The organism is Saccharospirillum sp. MSK14-1 (assembly GCF_003054965.1).
Classification (GTDB): domain Bacteria; phylum Pseudomonadota; class Gammaproteobacteria; order Pseudomonadales; family Natronospirillaceae; genus Saccharospirillum.
In genome coordinates, this window is sequence record NZ_MIES01000033.1 from 418241 (window position 1) to 439032 (window position 20792).

General features: G+C 53.1%; 18 protein-coding genes. 13 read left to right on the plus strand and 5 right to left on the minus strand.

Annotated elements, in window-relative coordinates; all coding sequences use genetic code 11:
* Window positions 1-15: 15 nt before the first annotated feature.
* From BGP77_RS10900 to BGP77_RS10910, 3 genes are read left to right on the plus strand one after another with little or no spacing between them, the layout of a single operon-like run.
* Complete coding sequence (locus BGP77_RS10900) at window positions 16-1584, plus strand: NADH-quinone oxidoreductase subunit L (protein ID WP_199224263.1); 1569 nt, start codon at window positions 16-18, stop codon at window positions 1582-1584.
* Window positions 1581-4040 carry a YbcC family protein gene (locus tag BGP77_RS10905; protein ID WP_108164760.1) on the plus strand — a complete coding sequence of 820 codons (2460 nt, stop codon included), beginning with the start codon at window positions 1581-1583 and terminating at the stop codon, window positions 4038-4040. Before BGP77_RS10900 ends, BGP77_RS10905 begins: the two co-directional genes overlap by 4 nt.
* Before the next feature lie 39 nt (window positions 4041-4079).
* A complete protein-coding gene (locus BGP77_RS10910; protein WP_108164761.1) occupies window positions 4080-4379 on the plus strand; it encodes a hypothetical protein in 300 nt (99 codons plus the stop codon).
* An 81-nt stretch (window positions 4380-4460) separates the two neighbouring features.
* Here BGP77_RS10910 and BGP77_RS10915 read toward each other — a convergent pair whose 3' ends face one another.
* Together BGP77_RS10915 and yghU are read right to left on the minus strand one after the other, a co-directional pair.
* The gene (locus tag BGP77_RS10915) at window positions 4461-5963 is read right to left on the minus strand and encodes a hypothetical protein (protein WP_146171234.1); all 1503 of its coding nucleotides are present in this window, start codon (window positions 5961-5963) and stop codon (window positions 4461-4463) included.
* Window positions 5964-6110: 147 nt separating this feature from the next.
* A complete protein-coding gene (gene yghU / locus BGP77_RS10920) occupies window positions 6111-6974 on the minus strand; it encodes a glutathione-dependent disulfide-bond oxidoreductase (RefSeq protein ID WP_108164763.1) in 864 nt (287 codons plus the stop codon).
* A gap of 205 nt (window positions 6975-7179) precedes the next feature.
* On the opposite strand from yghU, the gene tadA reads away from it, so the two are divergent.
* The 10 genes from tadA (at window position 7180) to BGP77_RS10975 (ending at window position 17166) form a co-directional block, all read left to right on the plus strand.
* Complete coding sequence (gene tadA, locus BGP77_RS10930; RefSeq protein ID WP_108164765.1) at window positions 7180-7659, plus strand: tRNA adenosine(34) deaminase TadA; 480 nt, start codon at window positions 7180-7182, stop codon at window positions 7657-7659.
* A 36-nt stretch (window positions 7660-7695) separates the two neighbouring features.
* Complete coding sequence (locus BGP77_RS10935; protein ID WP_108164766.1) at window positions 7696-8874, plus strand: MFS transporter; 1179 nt, start codon at window positions 7696-7698, stop codon at window positions 8872-8874.
* 78 nt (window positions 8875-8952) lie between these two features.
* On the plus strand, window positions 8953-9579 hold the full coding sequence (locus tag BGP77_RS10940; RefSeq protein ID WP_108164768.1) for a LysE family translocator: 627 nt from the start codon (window positions 8953-8955) through the stop codon (window positions 9577-9579).
* Window positions 9572-9988, plus strand: a complete 417-nt coding sequence (locus BGP77_RS10945; protein WP_108164769.1) for a GNAT family N-acetyltransferase — start codon at window positions 9572-9574, stop codon at window positions 9986-9988. The genes BGP77_RS10940 and BGP77_RS10945 overlap by 8 nt, the downstream gene beginning before the upstream one ends.
* Before the next feature lie 29 nt (window positions 9989-10017).
* Entirely contained in the window at window positions 10018-10503 is a 486-nt protein-coding gene (locus tag BGP77_RS10950) for a GNAT family N-acetyltransferase (RefSeq protein WP_108164771.1), read from the plus strand.
* A gap of 224 nt (window positions 10504-10727) precedes the next feature.
* Window positions 10728-11567, plus strand: a complete 840-nt coding sequence (locus tag BGP77_RS10955; RefSeq protein WP_108164772.1) for a hypothetical protein — start codon at window positions 10728-10730, stop codon at window positions 11565-11567.
* The gene (locus tag BGP77_RS10960) at window positions 11554-12237 is read left to right on the plus strand and encodes an MSMEG_1061 family FMN-dependent PPOX-type flavoprotein (RefSeq protein WP_108164773.1); all 684 of its coding nucleotides are present in this window, start codon (window positions 11554-11556) and stop codon (window positions 12235-12237) included. The genes BGP77_RS10955 and BGP77_RS10960 overlap by 14 nt, the downstream gene beginning before the upstream one ends.
* Window positions 12238-12479: 242 nt before the next feature.
* Entirely contained in the window at window positions 12480-13133 is a 654-nt protein-coding gene (locus BGP77_RS10965) for a tetratricopeptide repeat protein (protein ID WP_108164775.1), read from the plus strand.
* Window positions 13134-13452: 319 nt separating this feature from the next.
* Window positions 13453-14808, plus strand: coding sequence for a hypothetical protein (locus tag BGP77_RS10970; RefSeq protein ID WP_108164777.1), 1356 nt, complete (start codon window positions 13453-13455; stop codon window positions 14806-14808).
* A 282-nt stretch (window positions 14809-15090) separates the two neighbouring features.
* Window positions 15091-17166, plus strand: coding sequence for a tetratricopeptide repeat protein (locus tag BGP77_RS10975; protein WP_108164779.1), 2076 nt, complete (start codon window positions 15091-15093; stop codon window positions 17164-17166).
* Window positions 17167-17316: 150 nt separating this feature from the next.
* On the opposite strand, the gene BGP77_RS10980 is transcribed toward BGP77_RS10975, so the two are convergent.
* Genes BGP77_RS10980 through glgC form a run of 3 tightly spaced genes read right to left on the minus strand, consistent with a single transcriptional unit; the run spans window position 17317 to window position 20785 of the window.
* Window positions 17317-18012 carry a dienelactone hydrolase family protein gene (locus BGP77_RS10980; protein ID WP_108164781.1) on the minus strand — a complete coding sequence of 232 codons (696 nt, stop codon included), beginning with the start codon at window positions 18010-18012 and terminating at the stop codon, window positions 17317-17319.
* Window positions 18013-18057: 45 nt separating this feature from the next.
* Entirely contained in the window at window positions 18058-19554 is a 1497-nt protein-coding gene (locus BGP77_RS10985) for a glycogen synthase (RefSeq protein WP_108164783.1), read from the minus strand.
* Window positions 19547-20785: a glucose-1-phosphate adenylyltransferase gene (gene glgC / locus BGP77_RS10990; RefSeq protein WP_108164785.1), complete on the minus strand. Its 1239-nt coding sequence runs from the start codon at window positions 20783-20785 to the stop codon at window positions 19547-19549. Before glgC ends, BGP77_RS10985 begins: the two co-directional genes overlap by 8 nt.
* Window positions 20786-20792 lie beyond the last annotated feature (7 nt).

The following is a 20792-nucleotide window of genomic DNA, read 5'->3' on the forward strand; positions in this document are numbered from 1 at the left end:
TTGCTGAGACGTCCGATGGAGTGCGACAAAATGGTGGAACTGAACCTCGGTTGGTCGGCGGCACTGGTCTATGTCGTGGGTTACCTGTTGGTGAGTTGGTCGGCAGCACGCCCCTGGCGCGTGGCGACTGCGGTGGCCACCGTATCGCTGCTAATCAGCCTGGCACTGTTGCTGGCGGCACCGGTGGCGGCGCTCCTCTACGGCTACGAAGCGGACAAGGTTGGGCTGGTCGCGGCGGTTCTGGTCACCTTGCTGGGCTGGGTTATTGTGCGCTATTCACAGCGCTATCTGGCTGGAGAACCGGGCCAGCAGCGCTTTGTGCGCTCGCTGTTGTTTACCATTACCGCGGTCATGATTCTGGTGGTCAGCCAGCATTTGGTGGTCATCGTGCTCGCCTGGAGCGCGACCAGTGTGGGTCTGCATCACCTGCTGACGTTTTACCCCGACCGTAAAGCTGCCCAGGTGGTGGCGCACAAGAAATTCCTCTTCAGTCGCTTGGCTGAAATCTGTTTGGTGATAGCGCTGTGGCTGATCTATCAGGCCGTTGGCTCGTTGTCTCTGAGTGCTTTGCAACAGCATCTGGCGGGCGCCACTCAGGCGTCTGCCGGACTGCACCTAGCGGCGGTACTGTTCGCGCTCGCCGCCATCTTGAAAACCGCTCAGTTGCCGCTGCATGGCTGGCTGATTCAGGTGATGGAAGCACCGACACCTGTGTCTGCTTTGTTGCACGCCGGTGTGGTCAATATGGGCGGTTTGGTGCTGATCCGGCTGGCTGACTTGATGGCGGTGTCTGTCAGCGCGCAATGGCTGCTGGTGGTCGTGGGCAGTTTAACGGCGGTTTTAGCCGGGCTCGTCATGCTGACACGGGTCAGCGTTAAAGTGCGGTTGGCGTGGTCAACCTGCGCGCAGATGGGCTTTATGCTGATGGAGATTGGTCTGGGCCTTTATGAACTGGCGCTGCTGCATCTGGTTGCACACTCCTGCTACAAGGCTTACTCCTTCCTCTCCGCGGGTGAAACGGTGCGCTATGCCCGCCTGGGCGACATGCTCAGCCCGGCCGATGGCCAGCGCCCCTACGGTTGGTATCTGATAACCGCTGTTGTCAGCGTGTTGCTGGTGTTTGGCTCTGCCGAACTATGGCATCTCTTATTACCCGAGTTGCGTGTTCCCGCCGCAGCGCTGTGGATAGTGGCGCTTGGCCTGGCGTCTTTGCTGTGGGTTGAACAAGGCAGTCTGTTGCGACAGTGGGTCAGCGGTCTGGTGCGCGTCCTTACGCTGACTCAGCTTTATTTGCTTTGGCACTGGTTGTTTTCCGGCCTGGCGCCCACGGCAACCCAGGCTGAACCCGGGGCGCTGGTTTGGGTCGTGGCCTGCTTCGGTGCGCTCTATGCCATACAAATCTGGTTGCGCCGCTATCCCTCTGGCCGCTTCGCCCGGCGTTTCTATCCCTGGGCATTTGGCGGTTTCTATCTCGATGAAACCGTGACTCGTTTGACCTTCAAAATCTGGCCGGTCCGGTTCAGTGCTGTACAGGCGCGGACGATGGCGAACCCGACGCTGAAGTCACAAGGAGAATCGCAATGACCGCATCCGTCCAAACCCCCGATGTGAACGAACGTGCATCGGTGCAGCGTGCGATTAACGAAGCCATTGAATGCATCGCGCCAAGCTGGCCGTTGGATCGATTGATCGCGGTGAATCCCTATTGGGGACGGGTGTCACAACCCTTTGAGACCGCCGCTGAAGATTTGGCGCGTCTGGCCGGTTCGCGCCTGACCGGTTCACTGGACGATTATCGCCGCGCCTGGCACAACGGCGACATTGTCGCCGCCGATGTGCAACAGGCGCTGGCTGAGCAGAGTGGCGAATGGACGCTGACGTCGGCCGTGGCCGCTTTGGAGAACGGCGATGCCGTGCTGCAACCGGTGGCTTTGCTCAGTGATCAGTTTGACCGTCGCCGTGATTTACGCCGACAGCCGGCTTGGTGCGACACCATTACCCATCAAATTTCACAATTCTGTGCCGCCTATTTTGACCGTGATCAGGCGCAGTGGCATCCCAGTCGCGAGCAGACGCTGTACCTCAGTTGGCGCCAGGTGATCAGTCAGGATCACAGCATTGCGCTGCTGATGCGTCATCGCTTTGACCCGGCTAAGGCCAGTGCGTTAGCCGACGATGCGGAGCAACAGATTGCCGATTCCCTACAGCAATTGGCTGTACCACCGGAGCAGTGGTCTGAATTCCTGCAAGCAGTGCTGATGCGCATCAGCGGCTGGGCCGCCTGGTGTGCTTATTTGCAATGGCAAGCGCGCCAGTCGGGTCAGGACGACCACAGTCTGGTTGAATTGCTGGCCATCCGTTTGAGTTGGGAAACGCTGCTGGATGACGGCAATCGCGATACGGGCAGCCCGTGGTCGGACTGGCAACAGCACTGGCAACGCGATGATCTGCCTGAGCAACAGCGTTCGCTGGCACTGCTTCATCTGTGGCAACGCGCTCAGGAAGTTCACTATCAGCGTGAACTGGCCGGGAAACTCTTAGCGAAGCCCGACGCAACGTCGGTTGATACGCCCGACGTTCAGGCCGTGTTTTGCATAGACGTACGGTCTGAAGTGTTTCGGCGACATTTTGAAGCTCAGTCAGAGGCCATTCAAACCATCGGTTTTGCTGGTTTCTTTGGCTTGCCGATCAGCTACACACCGATCGGTACGAAGGCAGAGCGACCGCAATTACCCGGACTGCTGGCACCGTCCATTGCGCTGACCGACAGCAGCGGCGACCCAACACTCGATGCGCAATTGAGCACGACACGTGTGCATCGGCTCGACCGACAAGCGGGCTGGCGTGCCTTCCATTCGGCGCCGTTGTCGAACTTTACCCTGGTCGAAGCCACGGGTTTGAATTACCTGATCAAACTGATTCGTCGCAGCTTTACACTCGGCAAAGTTCCTCCGAGCGACGACCAACTGGCTTTGGGGTCGAGTGCAACGGCATTGCGACCGGCCTTCGCGGAGCAAGCGGCCGGAGGTCTGGACGGGCAAGTCGAACTGGCGCGTCAGGTGTTAACGGCTTTGGGTATGACACAAGGTTTTGGCCGCCTGGTATTGCTGGTCGGTCACAGCAGCCAGACTCGCAACAACCCGCACAAAGCCGGTCTGGATTGTGGTGCCTGTTGCGGGCAGGGCGGTGATGTCAACGCTCGGGCACTGGCCGGTTTGCTCAATGATATTGCGATTCGTGATGGCTTGCGCGCCGCCGGTATCGACATCCCCGAGCGCACGCAGTTTGTGGCTGCATTGCACAATACCACCACCGATGAAGTGACCTTACTCGACACCTATTTCTTGCCAGACGATTGCCGCGCCGACCTGCAAAATCTGCGTGCACAATTGAACCAGGCTTCGACCGCTGCGCGTCGCGAACGCGCACCGAATTTGGGCTTGGCGACGTTGGCAGAGCAACCTCACACTTTACTGCAAGCACTGCAACGGCGTGCGGTTGACTGGTCACACACTCGTCCGGAATGGGGTTTGGCCAATAATGCGGCGTTACTGGTGGCACCTCGTCGTCGCAGCCGTGGCGTTGACTTGCAGGGGCGGTGTTTCCTGCACGATTACGATCATCGCCTCGATGCCGACGGCGCGCGCTTAGCATCCATCATGACCGCACCGATGATCGTCAGCCATTGGATCAACATGCAGTATTTCGCCTCGACCGTTGATAACGCCCGTTATGGCAGCGGCAATAAAACGCTGCACAACGTAGTGGGTGGGCGTATCGGTGTGTTTGAAGGCAATGGTGGTGATTTGCGCATCGGTTTGCCCTGGCAATCGGTTCACGACGGTAAAAACTGGCGTCACACACCGCTGCGTTTGACGGTGGTGATCGATGCGCCACGCGAGACCATTGAACAGGTAATGGCTGAACACCCGCTGGTACGTCAGTTGGTTGAACATCGTTGGTTGCATTTAATGCGGCTGGAACTCAACCGCGTCGAACATTATCGCGATGGCCACTGGCAAGGCTGGCTTGAGGTTTGACGAAGCCAATTCTTATAAAAAACATGGGAGGAATTTAGCATGAGCGACGACTTGAACCAGCACCAATTACAATTGATCGCCGGTCACTTTGATGCCGAAGAAGCGCGCGAAGTGTTGATTAAACTGATCGACAGTAAGATCGGTTTTCACGAGCGCAAAGAATTCAGCCATCAGGAGCGTTTTGGTGAAACGGCCCCCGGGCAATTAACGCGCATTGAACAGTTGCAGCAGACCAGGCAGGACGTGATGCAGTTGTTGGATACAGCTGCCGAAAGTGGTCAGATATTATCGATAAACTGCACGATCGATATTGCGCTGCAATCCAAACCTTCAGCCTGAACCTCGTTAAACCAAGGCGGTGTTGGGCTGATACTTTTTGCAGCATGCAATCGTCAATCGTTCAATCGCCGTTAGTGACAGTCAGCAGCGAAGGCAGCACCGAAAATGACGTGCCAGGCTCAGTAGAAGCATTAAGCCAATGATCGGTGCCCCGAGCGCACCACCGACGTTTAGGTTCTGGTCCGCAATACGCCGATTATTTTCCGCCAAGCTCGGCATGACCAGGGCGTTTAACTTCATACGATCCGGGTTGGCTCGTCGATCGAATTCGACCCAGGCAATCACACTGAATTCATCGCTGACGGCAAGGCGGCCGGCGTCGATGTCCTCTTGACCCACTTTAAGGTTTCGGTCTTCCCAACTGTAATCGGCATAAGCGAATTGACGTTCTTCGACCAGCTGGCTGGCGCTGTCCATTATTGTCGCTTCGGCCTGTGAAGGAAGGACATCGCTGGTTCCGGTATCAAACGCCCAAGCGGCCATGACATTGCCTTTGCTGTCAGTTCCAATGGCGGGGGTCGAAACATCTAGACGAAAGGAACCTTGCTCTTGATGACGGCCGAACAACATAGCCGCACCGGTTGAACCGTCGGCAGACCAGCGTTGTCCTCGTATTTCCAGCACACTGGAATCGCTGCCGGACGTGTTGCTATAGGGTTCATCCATTTCCGCCCAGATACCCATCAATCCGCCATCGGCGGTTACCGTCAGATTGGGTTTGATTTGCACCGGCAAGGACGCATTGCTGCGCGCATCCAAGCGAAAAGGGGCATTAATTGACTGTGCCTGTAGATTATAGAGCTGCGCTTTGATGATAGAACCGTCACCCGCTTCTGGCTCTGCCCAGGCTAAGAAAAAACGGCCGTCGGACTGCATGGCCAGATGACCGTTTCCAGCAGAACTCACCGGACTGGCGGACGCGATCTTAGTGCCTGCTGCCGTATAAGTCTGAAGGTTCAGTTGCTGCGTGCCAGCGTTGTTCGTATAGCCCCACAGCAAGGCGAAATCACCATCGGCATCCATTGCCACATCAATACCGCAAGGTTCATTGCTGGCGATGTCAGGCGCAGCGACAGCATATACCGTATTCCCGGTGACCCGTCTGACCACCACAGTGGTGCCTCGAGTACAGTGGTGGGCATTGAGATATTGAATATCGGTCACGGTCGTCCAGGCGACGATCAAATGACCTTGATCATCGGCAGCAACGCTGGGGCGTTCGGGAAACACAGTGCCGGATACATCTTCGAAAACAGTGATGTTCTGACCGATAGCGCCGCCGTTGCGGTCATAGCGCTGCAGATAAACCGCGCCACCTTTGGTGGAACCGCTGCCGTCTTGAGTTTCATCCTTGGCTTCAGTCCAAACGACGGCAAAGCGACCATCCGGCAAAGCCGTCAGGTCGAAGCCGAAGATGCCGTGCGTTACTCGATTAACATCCGCAATGTTCAGATGAGCAACGGCATCATCCATCAAGGTCGCGTTCACTGGGGTAATGATCGTAAGACCACCGATCACCATGGAGAGAACAATGCGACACAGCCAACTGCGACAAACATCAGACAACACCACCGATCGCTTCACCGTGCATCTCGCCCCGTACTGCGTACTGCTGTTTCAATCGAAACACTATGCTATTTGTGATAGCGGGCAGCAGTATAACCGGGGTGATGCGCTGGATCACCCCGGTTAATGTTAAGGCTAAGGCATCCTTGTTAAGTACCGACGCAACTAGGCGTTTAACTTGTCTTGGGTTTTGGTGTCAAAATCACCGGCGTCGTGACGTTCATGTAATTGTTCCGAAGGATCGCCGATGACTCGGTTAACCATGCGTCCGCGTTGTACCGCTGGTCGTTTCAGAATCTCATCCGCCCAGCGCTGGACATTCTTGTATTCGTGCACGGATAAGAACTCAGCGCCATTATACGAATCAAACTTCACCAGGCCGCCGTACCACGGAAAGATCGCCATGTCGGCGATGCTGTAATCGTTGCCAGCGATGTAATCGCGTTCAGCGAGCTGGCGATCAAGGACATCCAGTTGGCGCTTGGTTTCCATGGCGAAACGGTCGATGGCGTATTCAATTTTGCTGGGTGCATAATGGTAGAAGTGACCGAAGCCGCCGCCCACATAGGGCGCGCTGCCCATTTGCCAGAATAACCAATTCAAGCATTCTGTGCGTGCGGCACTGGGCTCAGTCGGTACGAATTCACCGAATTTTTCCGCCAAATAGAGCAAGATGGCGCCGGACTCAAAGACGCGCACCGGTGTGGCACCGGAATGATCCATCAATGCTGGAATCTTGGAGTTAGGATTGATCTCGACGAAGCCGCTGCTGAACTGATCACCCTCGTTAATCTTAATCAGCCAGGCATCGTATTCCGCGCCGGTGTAGCCGAGCGCCAAAAGCTCTTCCAGCAAAATAGTCACTTTCTGACCGTTGGGGGTGGCCAGCGAGTAAAGCTGCAGGGGGTGTTTGCCAACCGGTAAGTCTTTATCGTGCGTCGCGCCGGCGATGGGGCGGTTGATACTGGCAAATTCACCGCCGTTGGCACTGTTCCAGGTCCACACTTTGGGTGGGGTGTAATCGGTCACAACGATGTCCTCATTAGGGGGGCGTCTGGATAGATGCGTCTGATCCGCAGAAGTTCCTCATCCTGACCCAGTGTCAGCGGCTGGGCAACTGGGGTGCTCGTGATACGCTGCGTTTCCTCTAAGCTAACCTTGTTGCGAAGCCGCCGGCTGAACTGGACTGAACGCTGCTGTATGATGGCGGCCTTTTTCACAGGAGAGCAGGTCAATGGATGACTCCCACTATATGCGCTTAGCGTTGGCACAGGCGCAGCGTGCCTACCGTGCCGGTGAAGTGCCGGTGGGTGCGGTGGTTGTTCAAGACCATCAAGTGATTGCCGAGGGCTTTAACGAACCCATCGGCCGGCTCGATCCCAGTGCACACGCCGAGATGGTGGCCATTCGCAATGCCGCTCAGGCGGTGGGCAACTATCGACTCAGTGGCGCTACGCTCTATGTCACCGTCGAACCGTGCACCATGTGCGCCGGCTTGCTGGTACACAGCCGCATTAACCGATTGGTCTATGGTGCAGCGGAACCGAAAAGTGGTGCTGTGCGTTCTAATTTGCAGCTGTTTGATGCTGGACCATACAACCATCATCTGGACGTTGTTGGTGGTGTGTTGGAAGACGAATGCGCTGAATTGATGTCGCGTTTTTTTGCTGAGCGTCGTGCGCGCCAAAAAGCGCTGAAAAAGAGTGCAGGCTGAAGGCCGGCACCTGAATGTTAAGGTCTGAGAAGCACTATGTCTGAGTTATCTTTTCAACAGAAAGCCTGGCGCTTGTCGCCCATGTACGCCTGTTATTTCACCTTGTTTGGCGTGGTGTTTCCTTATCTCGCTCGCTTTCTGGACGCCCGTGGTCTGACCGCTCCGCAGATTGGCGTTATTTCAGCCTTGGTTTTCGGCGTGAATGTGTTTGCACCCTTTTTATTCAGCCTGATTACCGACCGGACCGGGCGGCGTTTACCGATGATCCGTTTTGGTTTTGTCATGATGGGCGTGTTTTATTTACTGACCTTATTTGGCACAGGTTTTTATTGGTATCTCGGCGTATTCGGATTATTTGGCGTCTTTTTATCGGCGGTGTTGCCGCAGATGGAAGGCTTGGCCATGACCGTGCTCGGGCCCGATAAATCTCGCTATGGCCAGGTTCGATTATGGGGCTCGGTGGGCTACGTCATTATTGTCTGGTTGTTGGGCGTCGCCCTGGATTATTTGCCGGTCACCATTTTGCCGGTCATTGGCGTCGCGCTCTGTGGCCTGATGTGGCTGACAACACTGCTAATACCCACCGAGACACGGCTGGATTCGGCGCAGCGTCAGGCCATCCGTGCCGGAGAAACACAACGCATCGATTGGCGTCAGGTGTGTGTGCTGCTTGCGGTGGTATTTTTCTGGCAAATCGGCATTGCCCCCTACAACACCTTCTTCGATTTGTTTCTGAAAGCACGTGATTTCAGCGCCAGTATCATTGGCTTTTTAATCAGTTTTGGCACCGCGACAGAGATTGCTGTGTTCTTTGTTATTGGCGCCTGGTTTCAGCGGTTTACTGAGCGTTTTCTGTTATTAACCGCGTTGCTCGCAACCGTTTTGCGTTGGTCATTGCTGGCGACGGTCGATAACAGCTTTGCGTTGGTCTTCTTCACTCAAATGTTACATGCGTTGACCTTTGGGGTGATTCATTCTGTTGCCATTCATCGGGTAGGCCGGTTGTTCCCACCGAGTCGTCAGGGTTTAGGTCAAGGCCTTTATGTGGCAACCGGAATGGGTGTCGGGTTAATTGTCGGCAACTTATTGTCGGGCTGGTTATGGACCGGCGCTGGTACCGTGTATTGGACCGGTGCAATCAGCACGGCCATCGCGACGGCAATTGCCTTCGTCGCTTTTGGCAGTATTCGCGGTCAAGACAATACGGCACACTAGCGGTAAGGGTGATGCCGATTGCCAGTCGTCGCGATATAGTGGTTGGTACTGCAACCTACTGTCGGAGCGAGTGCGGCGATGGCGGACATTCCTTATTGGCTGGTCATTAGTGCGGCGTTTCTTGCCTGTGCAAGCCCAGGGCCAGCCACTCTGGCGATTTCCAGTACCGCCTTTGTGAGCGGTCGTTCACGGGCATTAGCAGTGGCGGGTGGGATCTGGTGCGGCTCGTTAATTTGGTCGGTTTCCGCGGCCTTTGGAATGGGCGCACTCATGTTAGCCAATGCCTGGCTGTTTGACGTCTTGCGAACGTTCGGCGCTGGTTACTTGCTGTATCTCTCGTATCGATCATTTCGTTCCATGATAGCCACAGTGCCATCAACACAGATGGCTGGTTCTCCACAAACATTAGCGGCGGTCTATCGACGCGGGTTACTGATCCATCTGACCAATCCCAAGGCGGTGTTATTTTTTGGAGCGCTCTATTCGGTGATGTTGGCGCCTAATACGTCCATCCCAAGTTTGGTGTCTGTAATTGCTGTAATCAGCGGAACCAATGGCGTCGTCTTTTTTGGTTACGCCGTTCTTTTTTCAAACGCCCGAGTTCGCCACGCTTATGATCAATCCAAACGCTATTTTGATGCGCTCTTCGCAGGGCTTTTTGCATATGCGGGTATCAAAGTCTGGTTGAGTCGTTTGCATGGTTGAGATTACAAAAGTTGATGGCCGTTACGCGGAACGCTTGGCGCCGTTAAATCAGGCGTTGATTGCAGAAGAGGGCAGCACGACACTATTAAACTTAGTGCAACTGGCGCAACGCCTACGTCACTGGTTGGACTGTGATTATCAATGCCTGGCTGTTTTCGAGGGTGAACGACTAGTGGGGTATTGTTTGTTCGCCCTGGAACCTGACCGGAATTATATTCGCCAGCTATACGTGGTACCGGATCGGCGCCGATGTGGTTATGGCCGGTTGCTATTGGAGCGAGCCGAAACAATGGCGACCCCAGGGAAACCGCTGCACCTAGAGGTGCTGGCGAATAATGATCGAGTGTTGGGTTTCTATCAGAAGCTGGGTTATCTGTCGTATGTTTACGAGTTGAGAAAACAACGTTAGTACCGCAATACCAAAGTTAAGGAGTTCAGGTGATACGCGAAGCAAGCCCAGACGATTTTAATGCTATCTGGCCAATATTCGAAAACGTCGTACGTGCCGGTGAAACCTACGCGTATGCCACCAATACTGACCGCGACCAAGCCTATCATTTGTGGATGGCGTTACCGCGTAAAACCTTTGTCTATGAAAATGATCATGGCGAGATTCTGGCGACCTATTATCTGAAAACCAATCAGGCCGGCCCCGGCAGTCACGTGTGCAACTGTGGCTATATGGTGTCTTCTTCTGCTCGCGGTCAAGGCCTGGCTACTCAGCTCTGCGAACACTCTCAACAAGTCGCCAGAGAACTGGGTTACCTGGCTATGCAATTTAATTTTGTCGCAGCCAGCAACGAAGGTGCCATAAGGCTGTGGAGCAAACTGGGATTTGCAACCGTTGGTCGCTTGCCCAAAGCATTTAATCATCCAACGCAGGGTCTGGTGGATGCGTTGGTGATGTATAAGTGGTTGGAGTAGATCGCAAAAGTAACGGAATGAATAAAGCGGAATTGTCCGTTGGATTCATTATTCAAACTTATATAGATCAGAATGAATAGGGCACAGCCTGGAAAGCCTCTGATAAGCCATGGCGTACATATCAGCTTCTGGCCGACGGGCTAAACTGTCTTCGCTGCAAATGGTGGAGCTTAGGGTGGCTGTGCTATGGTCATTTCCCTGTTATCTGCATGGAGAGCCGAGCAATGCTCGCACGCGCTGCGTTTTCGTTAATGCTATTGGTCTTATTGGCTGGTTGTGCCAGTCAGGCAACATACGAAGTGCCGGAATCAGAGACCTTTGTTGACTGGGTGGAAGCCAAGTCGGTTTATGAGCAAAGCCTGGCTCAGGTGATGGGATCGGTGCCCGTGCCGGATGCTGAGGAACAGGAAGATGCATCCTTGATTCAGGCCATCGACCAAAATCTCTATCCGCATTTATTTTGGGGCTACATTCAAGCGGACGGTCAGATTATCGCCGCGACTGATGGCCATACCGACGGTTTGTGGATTCTATTTTTAGCTGAAGATCATCCGAGCCTGTCGCAGCCCGGTCCGACTTTGCAAACCGGCCAGCAAGCCAATCTAATGGCAGTCACGGTAAGGCCGGATCGAGTGTCCCCGGCATTCGCCGGTGTGTTTATGACGCATGAATTAATGCACGGCTTTAATGAATTGTTTGCTGAAGGCGCCTTACCGGAAGCCAGTGAATTTAATGCCTATTCAGTGGAAAAGGCGGCTTACAATTACCGCTATAACGGTCGCCTGGATAAAGTTCTCGACGAGTTGCTCGATGACAATAATATCGAGAGCTATGACGATTTAGTGGCCTTTACTCGGGCCGAAGACGATCGTCTGGATCAGTTTCTACTGAAAGTTGATAGTGATCTTAACCATGGTCCAGCATACAGTCCGCAAGAGCAGGAAATGCGGATGGGCTTCTATTTGATGGCCACCTCCATTCGGGTGGGTGAACGCAGCGGTAGCAGCTTTTTTGACAGCACGGCTCGTTTAAACCGGCTCTTGGAGCGTTTTGGCCGGTATTGATGGTGACCAGTCCAATGAAACTTTTGGGGCGGATGTCAGCAAAAAGGTGTTTATGCGTATTCGAGAAGAGTTTGACATTCGCAACGAAGAACAATTAAGAGAATCGATTCCGCTGCCTACTCTGGCAGCGCTGGATAAGATTGAATCGTCACTGACAGAACCGTTTCGACAGTTTATTGCGTTATCCCCCTTTGTATTGGTAGCCACTTGTAATGCTCAGCAACAGGTAGATGTGTCACCGAAAGGTGATGCAGCCGGTTTTGTTCAGGTCGTTGATAAAAACCGGCTGGTAATCCCTGAGCGCAAGGGCAATCGCCTGGCGTTTGGGTTCCATAATATTCTGCAGACGGGATCAATCAGTCTGATCTTTATGATTCCAGGTACACGCGAAACGCTGCGCGTAAATGGTCAGGCTCGATTAAATCGTGATCCTACTTTATTAGATGAACTCGCCGCAGATGGGAAGCCCGCACTGGTGGCGACGGTAGTAACGGTTGAAGAAGTTTTTTTCCATTGTGGTAAAGCGGTGGTTCGTTCAGGTTTGTGGCAGGCGCCGATGCAAGATTCCGATGGGGAAGCTTTGGTGCGGCAGTATTTCTCTCAGTTACGTTCAATGGCGTTTGAAAACGTGAATCGACACCTCGAGTCTGACTACAAAGACGGGTTATAACGTCAGGATCCGGCTCGCCGAACGAGTTTTATGTCACAAAACCCAAGCCATCTCCCGTCCAACTGTTTCTTCCTGTTGTAACAATCGTTGACTGGGCCACAAATATACACATTGCTGGCTTATTTCCTCGTTTATTCAAACGTTTATTCAATCGCTCCTTCGATATTCTCTCGCCGTGTACGACAAAGTCTGAGCTGTCGCCAGCTCAAGACATAAGGACTGTTTGATCGAGGGAGAAAGGAATGACCACAAACGATATTTTGGAACGGATTAAACAACTCACAGAAAATGGTGACGATCTGCGCGCCGAACCGTTAATTCTTCAATTGCTCAGTACCCATCCCGATGATCCGGAAATTCGTCTTCATTACGCTTTGTTACTGTCACGATTGGGTCGCCTTAATGAGGCGTTGGCGCAATTGAAAGTGCTCTCCAAAGACTACTCGCAAGTGCCAGCTGTCAGCATCAATCGCGCCGATATTCTAAGCCGCATGGGACGACATGACGAGGCCGTTGAGGTGCTCACTCAGTTTACTGAGCGACGGCCGCGATTCATGCAGGCGCGGTTTAACTTGGCTCGTGCGTTGAACCATGCCGGGAAATTGGATGAAGCCATATCGGAATACCGGCTAGCGTTAGCTCACGAGCCTGACCACGGCGAAGCCTGGTACAGGTTAGGCAAAGTTCTGTTAGACGATAATCGTCCGGACGAAGCCATTGACTGTTTCAGTCAGGCATTGGAACGGCTACCAGACATGTGCCAACCCAAGGTCGTACAGCAGCTCAGGCGCGCTTGGAAAATGCAGGGTCATGCCGTCAAGGAGTCTGCACCGCTGTGGTGGCGCCAACCGCTGTCTGCGCTGTTTCACGGGTTTGTAGTGAACAGTAAGATATAAAAGATCAATATCAGATCGTTGCCGCTATTGTCCGGACCCTGGGCAGTCTGGGCCTAATAGGTAGTTCGAACAGAGTACGGTGTTATTCGTCGACCAGTCGACAATTTTGCCTCTGAGTTCTATTCAGGCTTCTGTGCGACAGGCGTATTCTGTGTCACCTCGGTACAAAACTTATACAGTGTTGGCCGTTTGGCTTTATTATCCGCAGGCTGAGACCCGTCAGACCGTGCGCTGGGAAGCATCTAAATGGGTCTGGGTCTCGTCTCCATGTACAACGCCTTAGCAGTGGCACCATGATGTGTCGGGAAGGAACCTTCTTATGAAACCCAATCTTTTTCACCGCAGCGCCTTGGCTTTGGCGATTACCGGTACGGCCGCCATGCCTTCTTTGGTTTGGAGCGAAAGCCTGCTGGACGGATCCAGTGCTGTTCTGACCTTGCGTGAAGCTCCCGGGAGTTACGAAATCGACGGCTTTGATATGGTCTCGTTACCGGGTGGCTCGTTTGTCGTGGTCTGGGCTGAAAACGGTTCTGGCTCGCCTGGCCGAGTCATGTTGGGGCTGTTCAACTCCTCAGGTCAGCCCATTATATCTGCACGCCCATTAGTTCAGGGCAATAGCAGTGGTGATGCTTTCGAATTTCCAGCCGTTGCGGCCGACCAGGCAGGCAATTTGGTGGTGGCCTGGACGGTGCCTCAAAGTGGATCAGCGAACAGCACCAACTGTGGGGGCAATGCAACCAGTGATATTGATGGTTTACTGTTTTCGCCGCCTTATACATCCAGCAGTGCGTTGCCGTTGTATGAAAGTATGGGCAGTAACCCCTGTGGGGTGGATATTGCTATGGATAATGACGGTGACTTTGTTCTGGTATGGCATACAGACAGTTCTTCTGCGAATTACGACTTGAGTATTCAGTCTTACCTGTCAGGCGGGGTACCTAGTCGAGGTCGTAAAGCTCTTCATTCCATTAATTACCTTGCCGGAATTGCTCAGAATAATGACCAAAAAGTTCTGATAGGCTGGGAGGATTACGATAACTATCCCACGATAGATGGTTCGATCTTGGATCTACATTTGAATCCTATCTTGTCTAGTGTCGATTTAGATAACGGCCATGTATTAAGTTCTGACTCGTCTGTAAGTTCGGTGAACGTTGCCCCAGATCGTGATGGAGGATTTGTATCATCATGGCTGGAAGGGTCAGATGATGACATCTACTTCCAAAGATGGAATGCAAATGGATATCCCAATGGCACACCGCAATTGATAAATAATTTAATCGTTACGTCTTCGACATATGCTGACAACCTGTCTTTTGCATCCGATTCCGAAGGCCATTTGGTTGCCGTTTGGGGGATTTTTGGAAATGAAAATTCGGTTGGAAGCTTCGCTGTTGACGTTGCAAACAATACTATTGCTGAAGGCGGAGTTCGTATCACCGGAAGCCTGAGTGATACATTAAAGCATGGGCCTGAGATTGCCATGAACAACGATGTCATCGCTATTGGTTGGGTGCCAAACGATAGAAAAACCATTGATGCCCGTGTTCTTCAGCCTTTAGCCAGTGAATCGAGCACCAATACCGACGATTCTTTACTAGGGTCGCTCAATCATTTTGTGATGTTGGTACTGGCCGGATTATTAGGTCTATATAGGCGTCGGCTACGGCATTAATTATTGGTTATCTTGATGATCAAAGAGCCCATTGGCTGAACACCCTGGGCTTTTTTTTTGAGTGAATGTTTAAGCCAGTTACCAAGGTTGATCACGGCCCGATTCTTTAACTGTTTAACTAACTGTCTGTTTTTAATCGGTCATGCATCCAAGGAACGCTTGGGTAGCGTCTACTGAGAAGCGACCGCTGTTCGACGATGCGATGTTTGCACAGTGCAGCGAATCTCAAAGACCCATGCAGATGCCGTGCTCCATAATGGCAGCCAATAGAAAGGATGATTGATGGCTCATTCGGATCGTTTTACTGCAGCAAAGAATGCATTGGCCACAGGCCACACGACAGAAGCTGAGGCGTTGTTCCTGCAACTCGTTAAGGCAGAGCCTGACAACCCGGAATATCGCTTGCAGCATGCTTTATGCCTGGTGTATTTGAAACGTCATAACGAGGCGTTAGCACAGCTGGATTGGCTAGAACGAAAGTACGGGCCGGTACCACCGGTTGCGGTCAATCGAGGTGAGGTTCTGCGGCGACTGGAGCGATACGACGAAGCCATCAACGTATTGCACGCCTGCATTCAACAGAACCCACAATTAGTAGCAGCGCGTTTTAATTTGGCGTTGTCATTGCGTGGCGCGGGACGACTCACAGATGCCGTCGGTGAATACCGGCAGGCTTTGGCCCAACAGCCTGAGAACGCTGATGGCTGGTTTAATCTCGGTAATGCGCTATTGGATTTAGGGCAAATGAGCGAGGCCATCGACAGCTACCAGCAAGCACTTAATTTTGCACCACCCTCTCAACGGCCAAAAGTACTGAACAATCTGGCCAGTGCGTACCTTCTTATTCGTAAACCGACCGAAGCAATAGAGCCTCTAAGAAACGCCTTGTCAGCAGTTCCGGATTATATGGATGCTGAATTTAACCTGGCAAAAGCACTCGAACGCAGTGGCGAACTGCAACAGGCCGGAAGCAGTTTCCGACGTTTGGCGCGTGCCCAGCCTGACCATTGGTGGCATGAGTTGCACGCCGATAATCTCTGCCCAGATGTCTATGAGTCCAGCCTGGCGATTGATCAATGGCGTGAAACATTTCAGCAGCGTATCAGTCAGTGGATGGATCGCCCTGGCGTATTGCCACTGGAACAGCTGCATATGACCGGAGCTGAACCAACGTATAAATTAATGTACCAGGGTCGAGAAGATCGTCGATTTAAGGTGATCTACGCGCAAATGCTGGCGGATCGATTGCCCACTTTTGATGCGCCCGAAAAGCGCTCAGGGGTAGATCGTCTGCGCATCGCACTGGTGGTCAGTCGTGGTCACGAAGGGATATTTGCACGCAGCCTGAGGGGGATGTTGCCGCATTTTGACAGTCGCCAGTTTGAAATCGTCATTGCTGTAAGTCGCCCCGCTCTGGCAAGCACACAAGCCATGTTGCCGTTCAAGCATATCCGCTGGTTACCCTTGGCTGAACGCGTTGATTTGGCGGCCGAGCAGTTGCGGCGTGAACAATTGGATGTGATTTATCACTGGGAAGTGGGCACCGATACGTTCAACTATTTCTTACCCTGGTTTCGCTGCGCGCCCGTGCAATACACCAGTTGGGCCTGGCCAATGACCACTGGCATTCCGGCTATGGATTTTTTCCTGACCAGTGACTTGGTTGAGCCGGATAACGCTCAGCAGTTATACAGTGAACCCTTGCTGAGTATGCCGAATAACATGTTTACCTGGGCTGAGCCGCCGGTGTTGTCGACTCGTTCCTGGCAGCGCCTGGACTTTGGCTTGAGTGATCACGAGCACTTGTATCTGTGTCACCAGAACCCGCGCAAGGTGCATCCGGACTTTGATACTTTGGTGGCGCAGATAGTAGAGCGTGATCCGAAAGGACGGTTGTTGTTGATCGGCGGCGCTGAATCGAATGAAGCGATCTTGTTGCAACAGCGATTGCAGCGCATTTTGGGTCATCTTATCGAGCGAGTGACCATCATACCGCGCATGCCGAATGATCAATATTTGGGTTTATTGCAATGTGTTGATGTTGCCCTTGATCCACCCCATTACACCGGCGCGAACACCAGTTTCGATGCTTTCGGTTTAGGCTTGCCGGTGGTGACGCAACGGTCGGTTTTGCTGCGCGGGAACTTTACTTCCGGTTTGTATCAACAGATGGGTTTCAAAGACTTGATTGCCGAATCGGCTGAGCACTATGTCGATCTGGCCTTGCGCGTGGCACAGGATGGTGACTACCGGGCGCACTGCTGGCAGCAATTAATGGATAACCGAGAGCGCATTTTTTACGACAAAAAGGCGATCAGCGAATTGGAGTCTGCCTGGCGGCGGATGGCTGGATTCTAGTATCGTGAACTTCATCCATACCCGATGTCTATTGGGTATGGATGCAGCGGGCTCTTTCCTCACTATTTAAGTTGCCTGATCTATGAGTGAGTAATCGAGCAAAATTTTATGTCTCGGCTTTTAATAACATCAATGAATACGACACCCGCGTTATAAATAGTGCGCCAGAAATTCCAAGCTTCGCCCTTGGGCTAATGCCGATGCGTTTTGATTATACAAAGAGCGTCCCCAGCAATTAAAACCATGACCCGCATCGGGGTACTCGAAGAATTCTGCCGGCTTGTGATGAGCCAATGCCTCTTTTATGGCGGTTATGGCATCGGGTGGAATGCTGCCGTCCTGACCACCGTGGTGAAATTGAATGGGTATGTTGATCTGTTTGGCTTCGTCCAGATAGTCGACGGTTTTACCACCGTAATAACACACGGCAGCATCGGGCTTACCCGTAGCTGCCACTCGAAATGCCAATTGCCCGCCCAAGCAAAAACCTAAGACGGCTGTTTTTCCGGAAACCTCGTCGCGAGTCTTTAAACAGTCGACTGCATCGGCAATATCGAGCGTGGCCTGATCACGATCAACGGCTTTTGCGAGGCTAAAGGCTTTTTCATTGCCCGCTTCGTTGTAGTCCAAATCAATACGAGGTTCGATGCGCCAAAACACATCCGGAGCTAAGACGGTATAGCCAGATAAGGCGAACTGATCGGCAACAGTGCGGATGTGATAATTCACACCCCAGATTTCCTGCAACAAAACGATGCCAGGACCACTGCCTGTGGGAGGTAAGGTTAAATAGCCTTGATAGGTGTTGCCGTCACGGGTGGGGATGTCGATCCAGGATGCATTCATACTGACCTCCAATTTGAAGTGAGCAGAGTCAGTGTAGCGCTGGCTTCAGTGAGGTCTAGCGCCCGGGTTGGAACGTGGCGTTGCCAGCAGGCGTCGGTAGAACTCAATGTAGTGCAGTGCCGATTCACGCCACTCAAAGCGTTGTTCCATGGCGTTGCGTTGCATACGCTGCCAAATGTCAGGCTGTTTAAAATAGACACCGATCAGGTTTTCAATCGCGTTTTGCAAGGTGGTCGCATTCGGTTCCAAAAAACTGAAGCCTGTGGCTTCATCAACGTTACTGGCGGTTGTGTTCAAGGCGGTAACGGTGTTTTTTAGTCCCCCCACGTCGCGGACGAGTGGCAAGGTTCCGTAGCGCTGACTGTAGATCTGATTCAGTCCGCACGGCTCGAACAGAGAAGGCATTAAGAACGCATCTCCGCCGGCTTCCAGGCGATGTGATAACGCCATGTCATAGCCTTCAGTAAATCGGACTTTTAACGGATAACGTTGCTCCAGACTATGCAGCCGTGCAGCCAGTTCGGCATCGCCAGAACCGAGTAAAACGACCTGGAAATCGGCGGTTTTTAATAATTCTTCCAGCGCTGGAATCAGTAGATGAAAGCCTTTTTGGTCGGTCAGACGGCTGATCGAAACCAGCAACGGCACGGCGCGTTCTGCCAGACCGAATTCCTGTTGCAGCGCCGCCTTGCAGTGCGCTTTGCCAGGTTCATCAATGGTTTGGAAATGGGCCGTAATATGCGCATCAATTTCAGGAGACCACTGGCCATAGTCGCATCCGTTGAGGATGCCAATAAGGTCGTCCTGGCGTGCACGGAAGAAACGCCCCAGGCCATGGCCGCCAAGATCTGTCATTAACTCTTCAGCATAGCCGGGGCTGACGGCGTTAAGACCGTCGGCAAAATAAATACCGCCTTTGAGCAAATTGATGCGGCCGTAGTCTTCGAAAATGTTTTCGTGAAAATAGCGCTCGTTGATGCCCAGAGGGTGTAACCATTGAGCATCGGCGTGGCCTTGGTACGCACCGTTGTGTAACGTCAGCAAGCTGCGGGTATTGGCGAAGAAGGGTTCATCTTTAAAGTGTTCGGCCAGGTAATACGCACCCAGAGCACTTTGCCAATCGTTCAGATGAACAATGTCGGGTTGCCAGTTGTTTTCCTGGCACCATTGCAAGGCGCCTTTGCTGAGAATGGCAAAGCGTCGCGGGTTGTCGTCAAAGGCGTGATAACCATCGTCATAGACCCCGGCGCGTTCGAAACTGGGGGCGTGTTCGAGTGCAATGATGGGAAGGCCATCGTTGTCACCGGTTCGCGCCTGGATACGATGGCTTTCCGATAAGCTCAGTGGTAAGGAAATGGTTTGAGCGGGCCAGGTACGCCAGTGCTCACGAATACGCTCATAAGCTGGCATGGAGACCTTAACATCGTGACCCATTGCTTGCAGGCAGGCGGGCAGGGCGCGAGCAACGTCGGCTAAGCCTCCGGTTTTAACCAGTCCTTCGACTTCAGAGGCAATCACCAGAATTTTCAGTGGGTCAGTCATCGAAGCCAACACGGGCGCCTTTGGGGATAACAACAACGCCACCGGGGGAAACGTGAAAACGTTGGCGATCGTGTTCGGGGTTTTCGCCAATCACGGTGCCCGGTGCGACGGTCACGTTTTTATCGAGAATGGCACGGCGAATGCGGCAACCACGGCCGATGTCATTACCGCCCATTAGGACGCTGTCTTCAACCGTGGTGTAACTGTGAATATGGCTGTTATGACCCAGTATCGATTGATGCACGCTGCCACCGGAAATGATGCAACCACCGGAAATCATGGAGCTGATCGCTTGACCGGTGCGGTTGGCTTCATCGTGCACAAATTTAGCCGGTGGCACGGCCGGGTGATGCGAGCGTAACGGCCAGTGTCGGTTGTACAGATCAATCGGCGGTGTGACCGCCAGCAGATCCATGTTGGCTTCAAATAACGAATCGATGGTGCCGACATCGCGCCAGTAACCGCTGGTGTGTTCGGTTTCGCCACGAATGCTGTTGGTGGAAAAGTCGTAGACGTACACCACCCCGGCTTCAAACAACTGAGGAATGATGTTGTGGCCAAAGTCGTGAATAGAGTCGGTACGCTCTGCGTCTTCGCGCAGGCAACCCACCAGCGTATCGGCTTCGAACACATAATTGCCCATGCTGGCCAATACCCAGCCAGGTCGGCCGGGAATGGTTTTTGGGTTGGACTTGGGCTTTTCCTGGAAACCGATCATCTTATGATGTTCGTCGATTTCGATGATGCCGAATTGATCGGCTTGTTCGACGGGGACGGGAATGGCGGCAACCGTGAGTAACGCATCGTCGTGACTGCGATGAAATTCGATCATCTGGCGCACATCCATTTTGTAGATGTGATCGCCCCCAAAGACACAGACGATTTCCGGGTCCAGCCCTTCGACCAAATCGATGTTCTGATAGATGGCATCGGCGGTGCCCTGATACCAATGTTTGCCCATTTGCATTTGGGCAGGAATGGGGTCGATAAACCGATTGGTCAGACCGGTCACTCGCCAGCGCCGACTCATGTGTTTCATCAGAGAATGGGATTTGAACTGCGTCAGCACGAAGATCTGCAGCAGGTCGGAATTGACGAAGTTGTTGAGCACAAAGTCGATGATGCGGTAGTTGCCGCCAAAGGGAACCGCTGGCTTGGCGCGTACCGAGGTGAGAGGTGCCAAGCGTGTGCCTTCACCGCCGGCCAGGATCATGGACAGTATGCCGGACATAACCTTT

Excerpts from the sequence above, each read along its gene's own strand:
- BGP77_RS10900 (WP_199224263.1), top strand. The coding sequence starts at position 16 with ATGGAGTGCGACAAAATGGTGGAACTGAACCTCGGTTGGTCGGCGGCA.
- BGP77_RS10985 (WP_108164783.1), bottom strand. The coding sequence starts at position 19,554 with ATGACTGACCCACTGAAAATTCTGGTGATTGCCTCTGAAGTCGAAGGA.
- BGP77_RS10935 (WP_108164766.1), top strand. The coding sequence starts at position 7,696 with ATGTCTGAGTTATCTTTTCAACAGAAAGCCTGGCGCTTGTCGCCCATG.
- tadA (WP_108164765.1), top strand. The coding sequence starts at position 7,180 with ATGGATGACTCCCACTATATGCGCTTAGCGTTGGCACAGGCGCAGCGT.
- BGP77_RS10965 (WP_108164775.1), top strand. The coding sequence starts at position 12,480 with ATGACCACAAACGATATTTTGGAACGGATTAAACAACTCACAGAAAAT.
- BGP77_RS10940 (WP_108164768.1), top strand. The coding sequence starts at position 8,953 with ATGGCGGACATTCCTTATTGGCTGGTCATTAGTGCGGCGTTTCTTGCC.
- BGP77_RS10905 (WP_108164760.1), top strand. The coding sequence starts at position 1,581 with ATGACCGCATCCGTCCAAACCCCCGATGTGAACGAACGTGCATCGGTG.
- BGP77_RS10910 (WP_108164761.1), top strand. The coding sequence starts at position 4,080 with ATGAGCGACGACTTGAACCAGCACCAATTACAATTGATCGCCGGTCAC.
- BGP77_RS10955 (WP_108164772.1), top strand. The coding sequence starts at position 10,728 with ATGCTCGCACGCGCTGCGTTTTCGTTAATGCTATTGGTCTTATTGGCT.
- glgC (WP_108164785.1), bottom strand. The coding sequence starts at position 20,785 with ATGTCCGGCATACTGTCCATGATCCTGGCCGGCGGTGAAGGCACACGC.
- BGP77_RS10975 (WP_108164779.1), top strand. The coding sequence starts at position 15,091 with ATGGCTCATTCGGATCGTTTTACTGCAGCAAAGAATGCATTGGCCACA.
- BGP77_RS10980 (WP_108164781.1), bottom strand. The coding sequence starts at position 18,012 with ATGAATGCATCCTGGATCGACATCCCCACCCGTGACGGCAACACCTAT.
- BGP77_RS10945 (WP_108164769.1), top strand. The coding sequence starts at position 9,572 with ATGGTTGAGATTACAAAAGTTGATGGCCGTTACGCGGAACGCTTGGCG.
- BGP77_RS10970 (WP_108164777.1), top strand. The coding sequence starts at position 13,453 with ATGAAACCCAATCTTTTTCACCGCAGCGCCTTGGCTTTGGCGATTACC.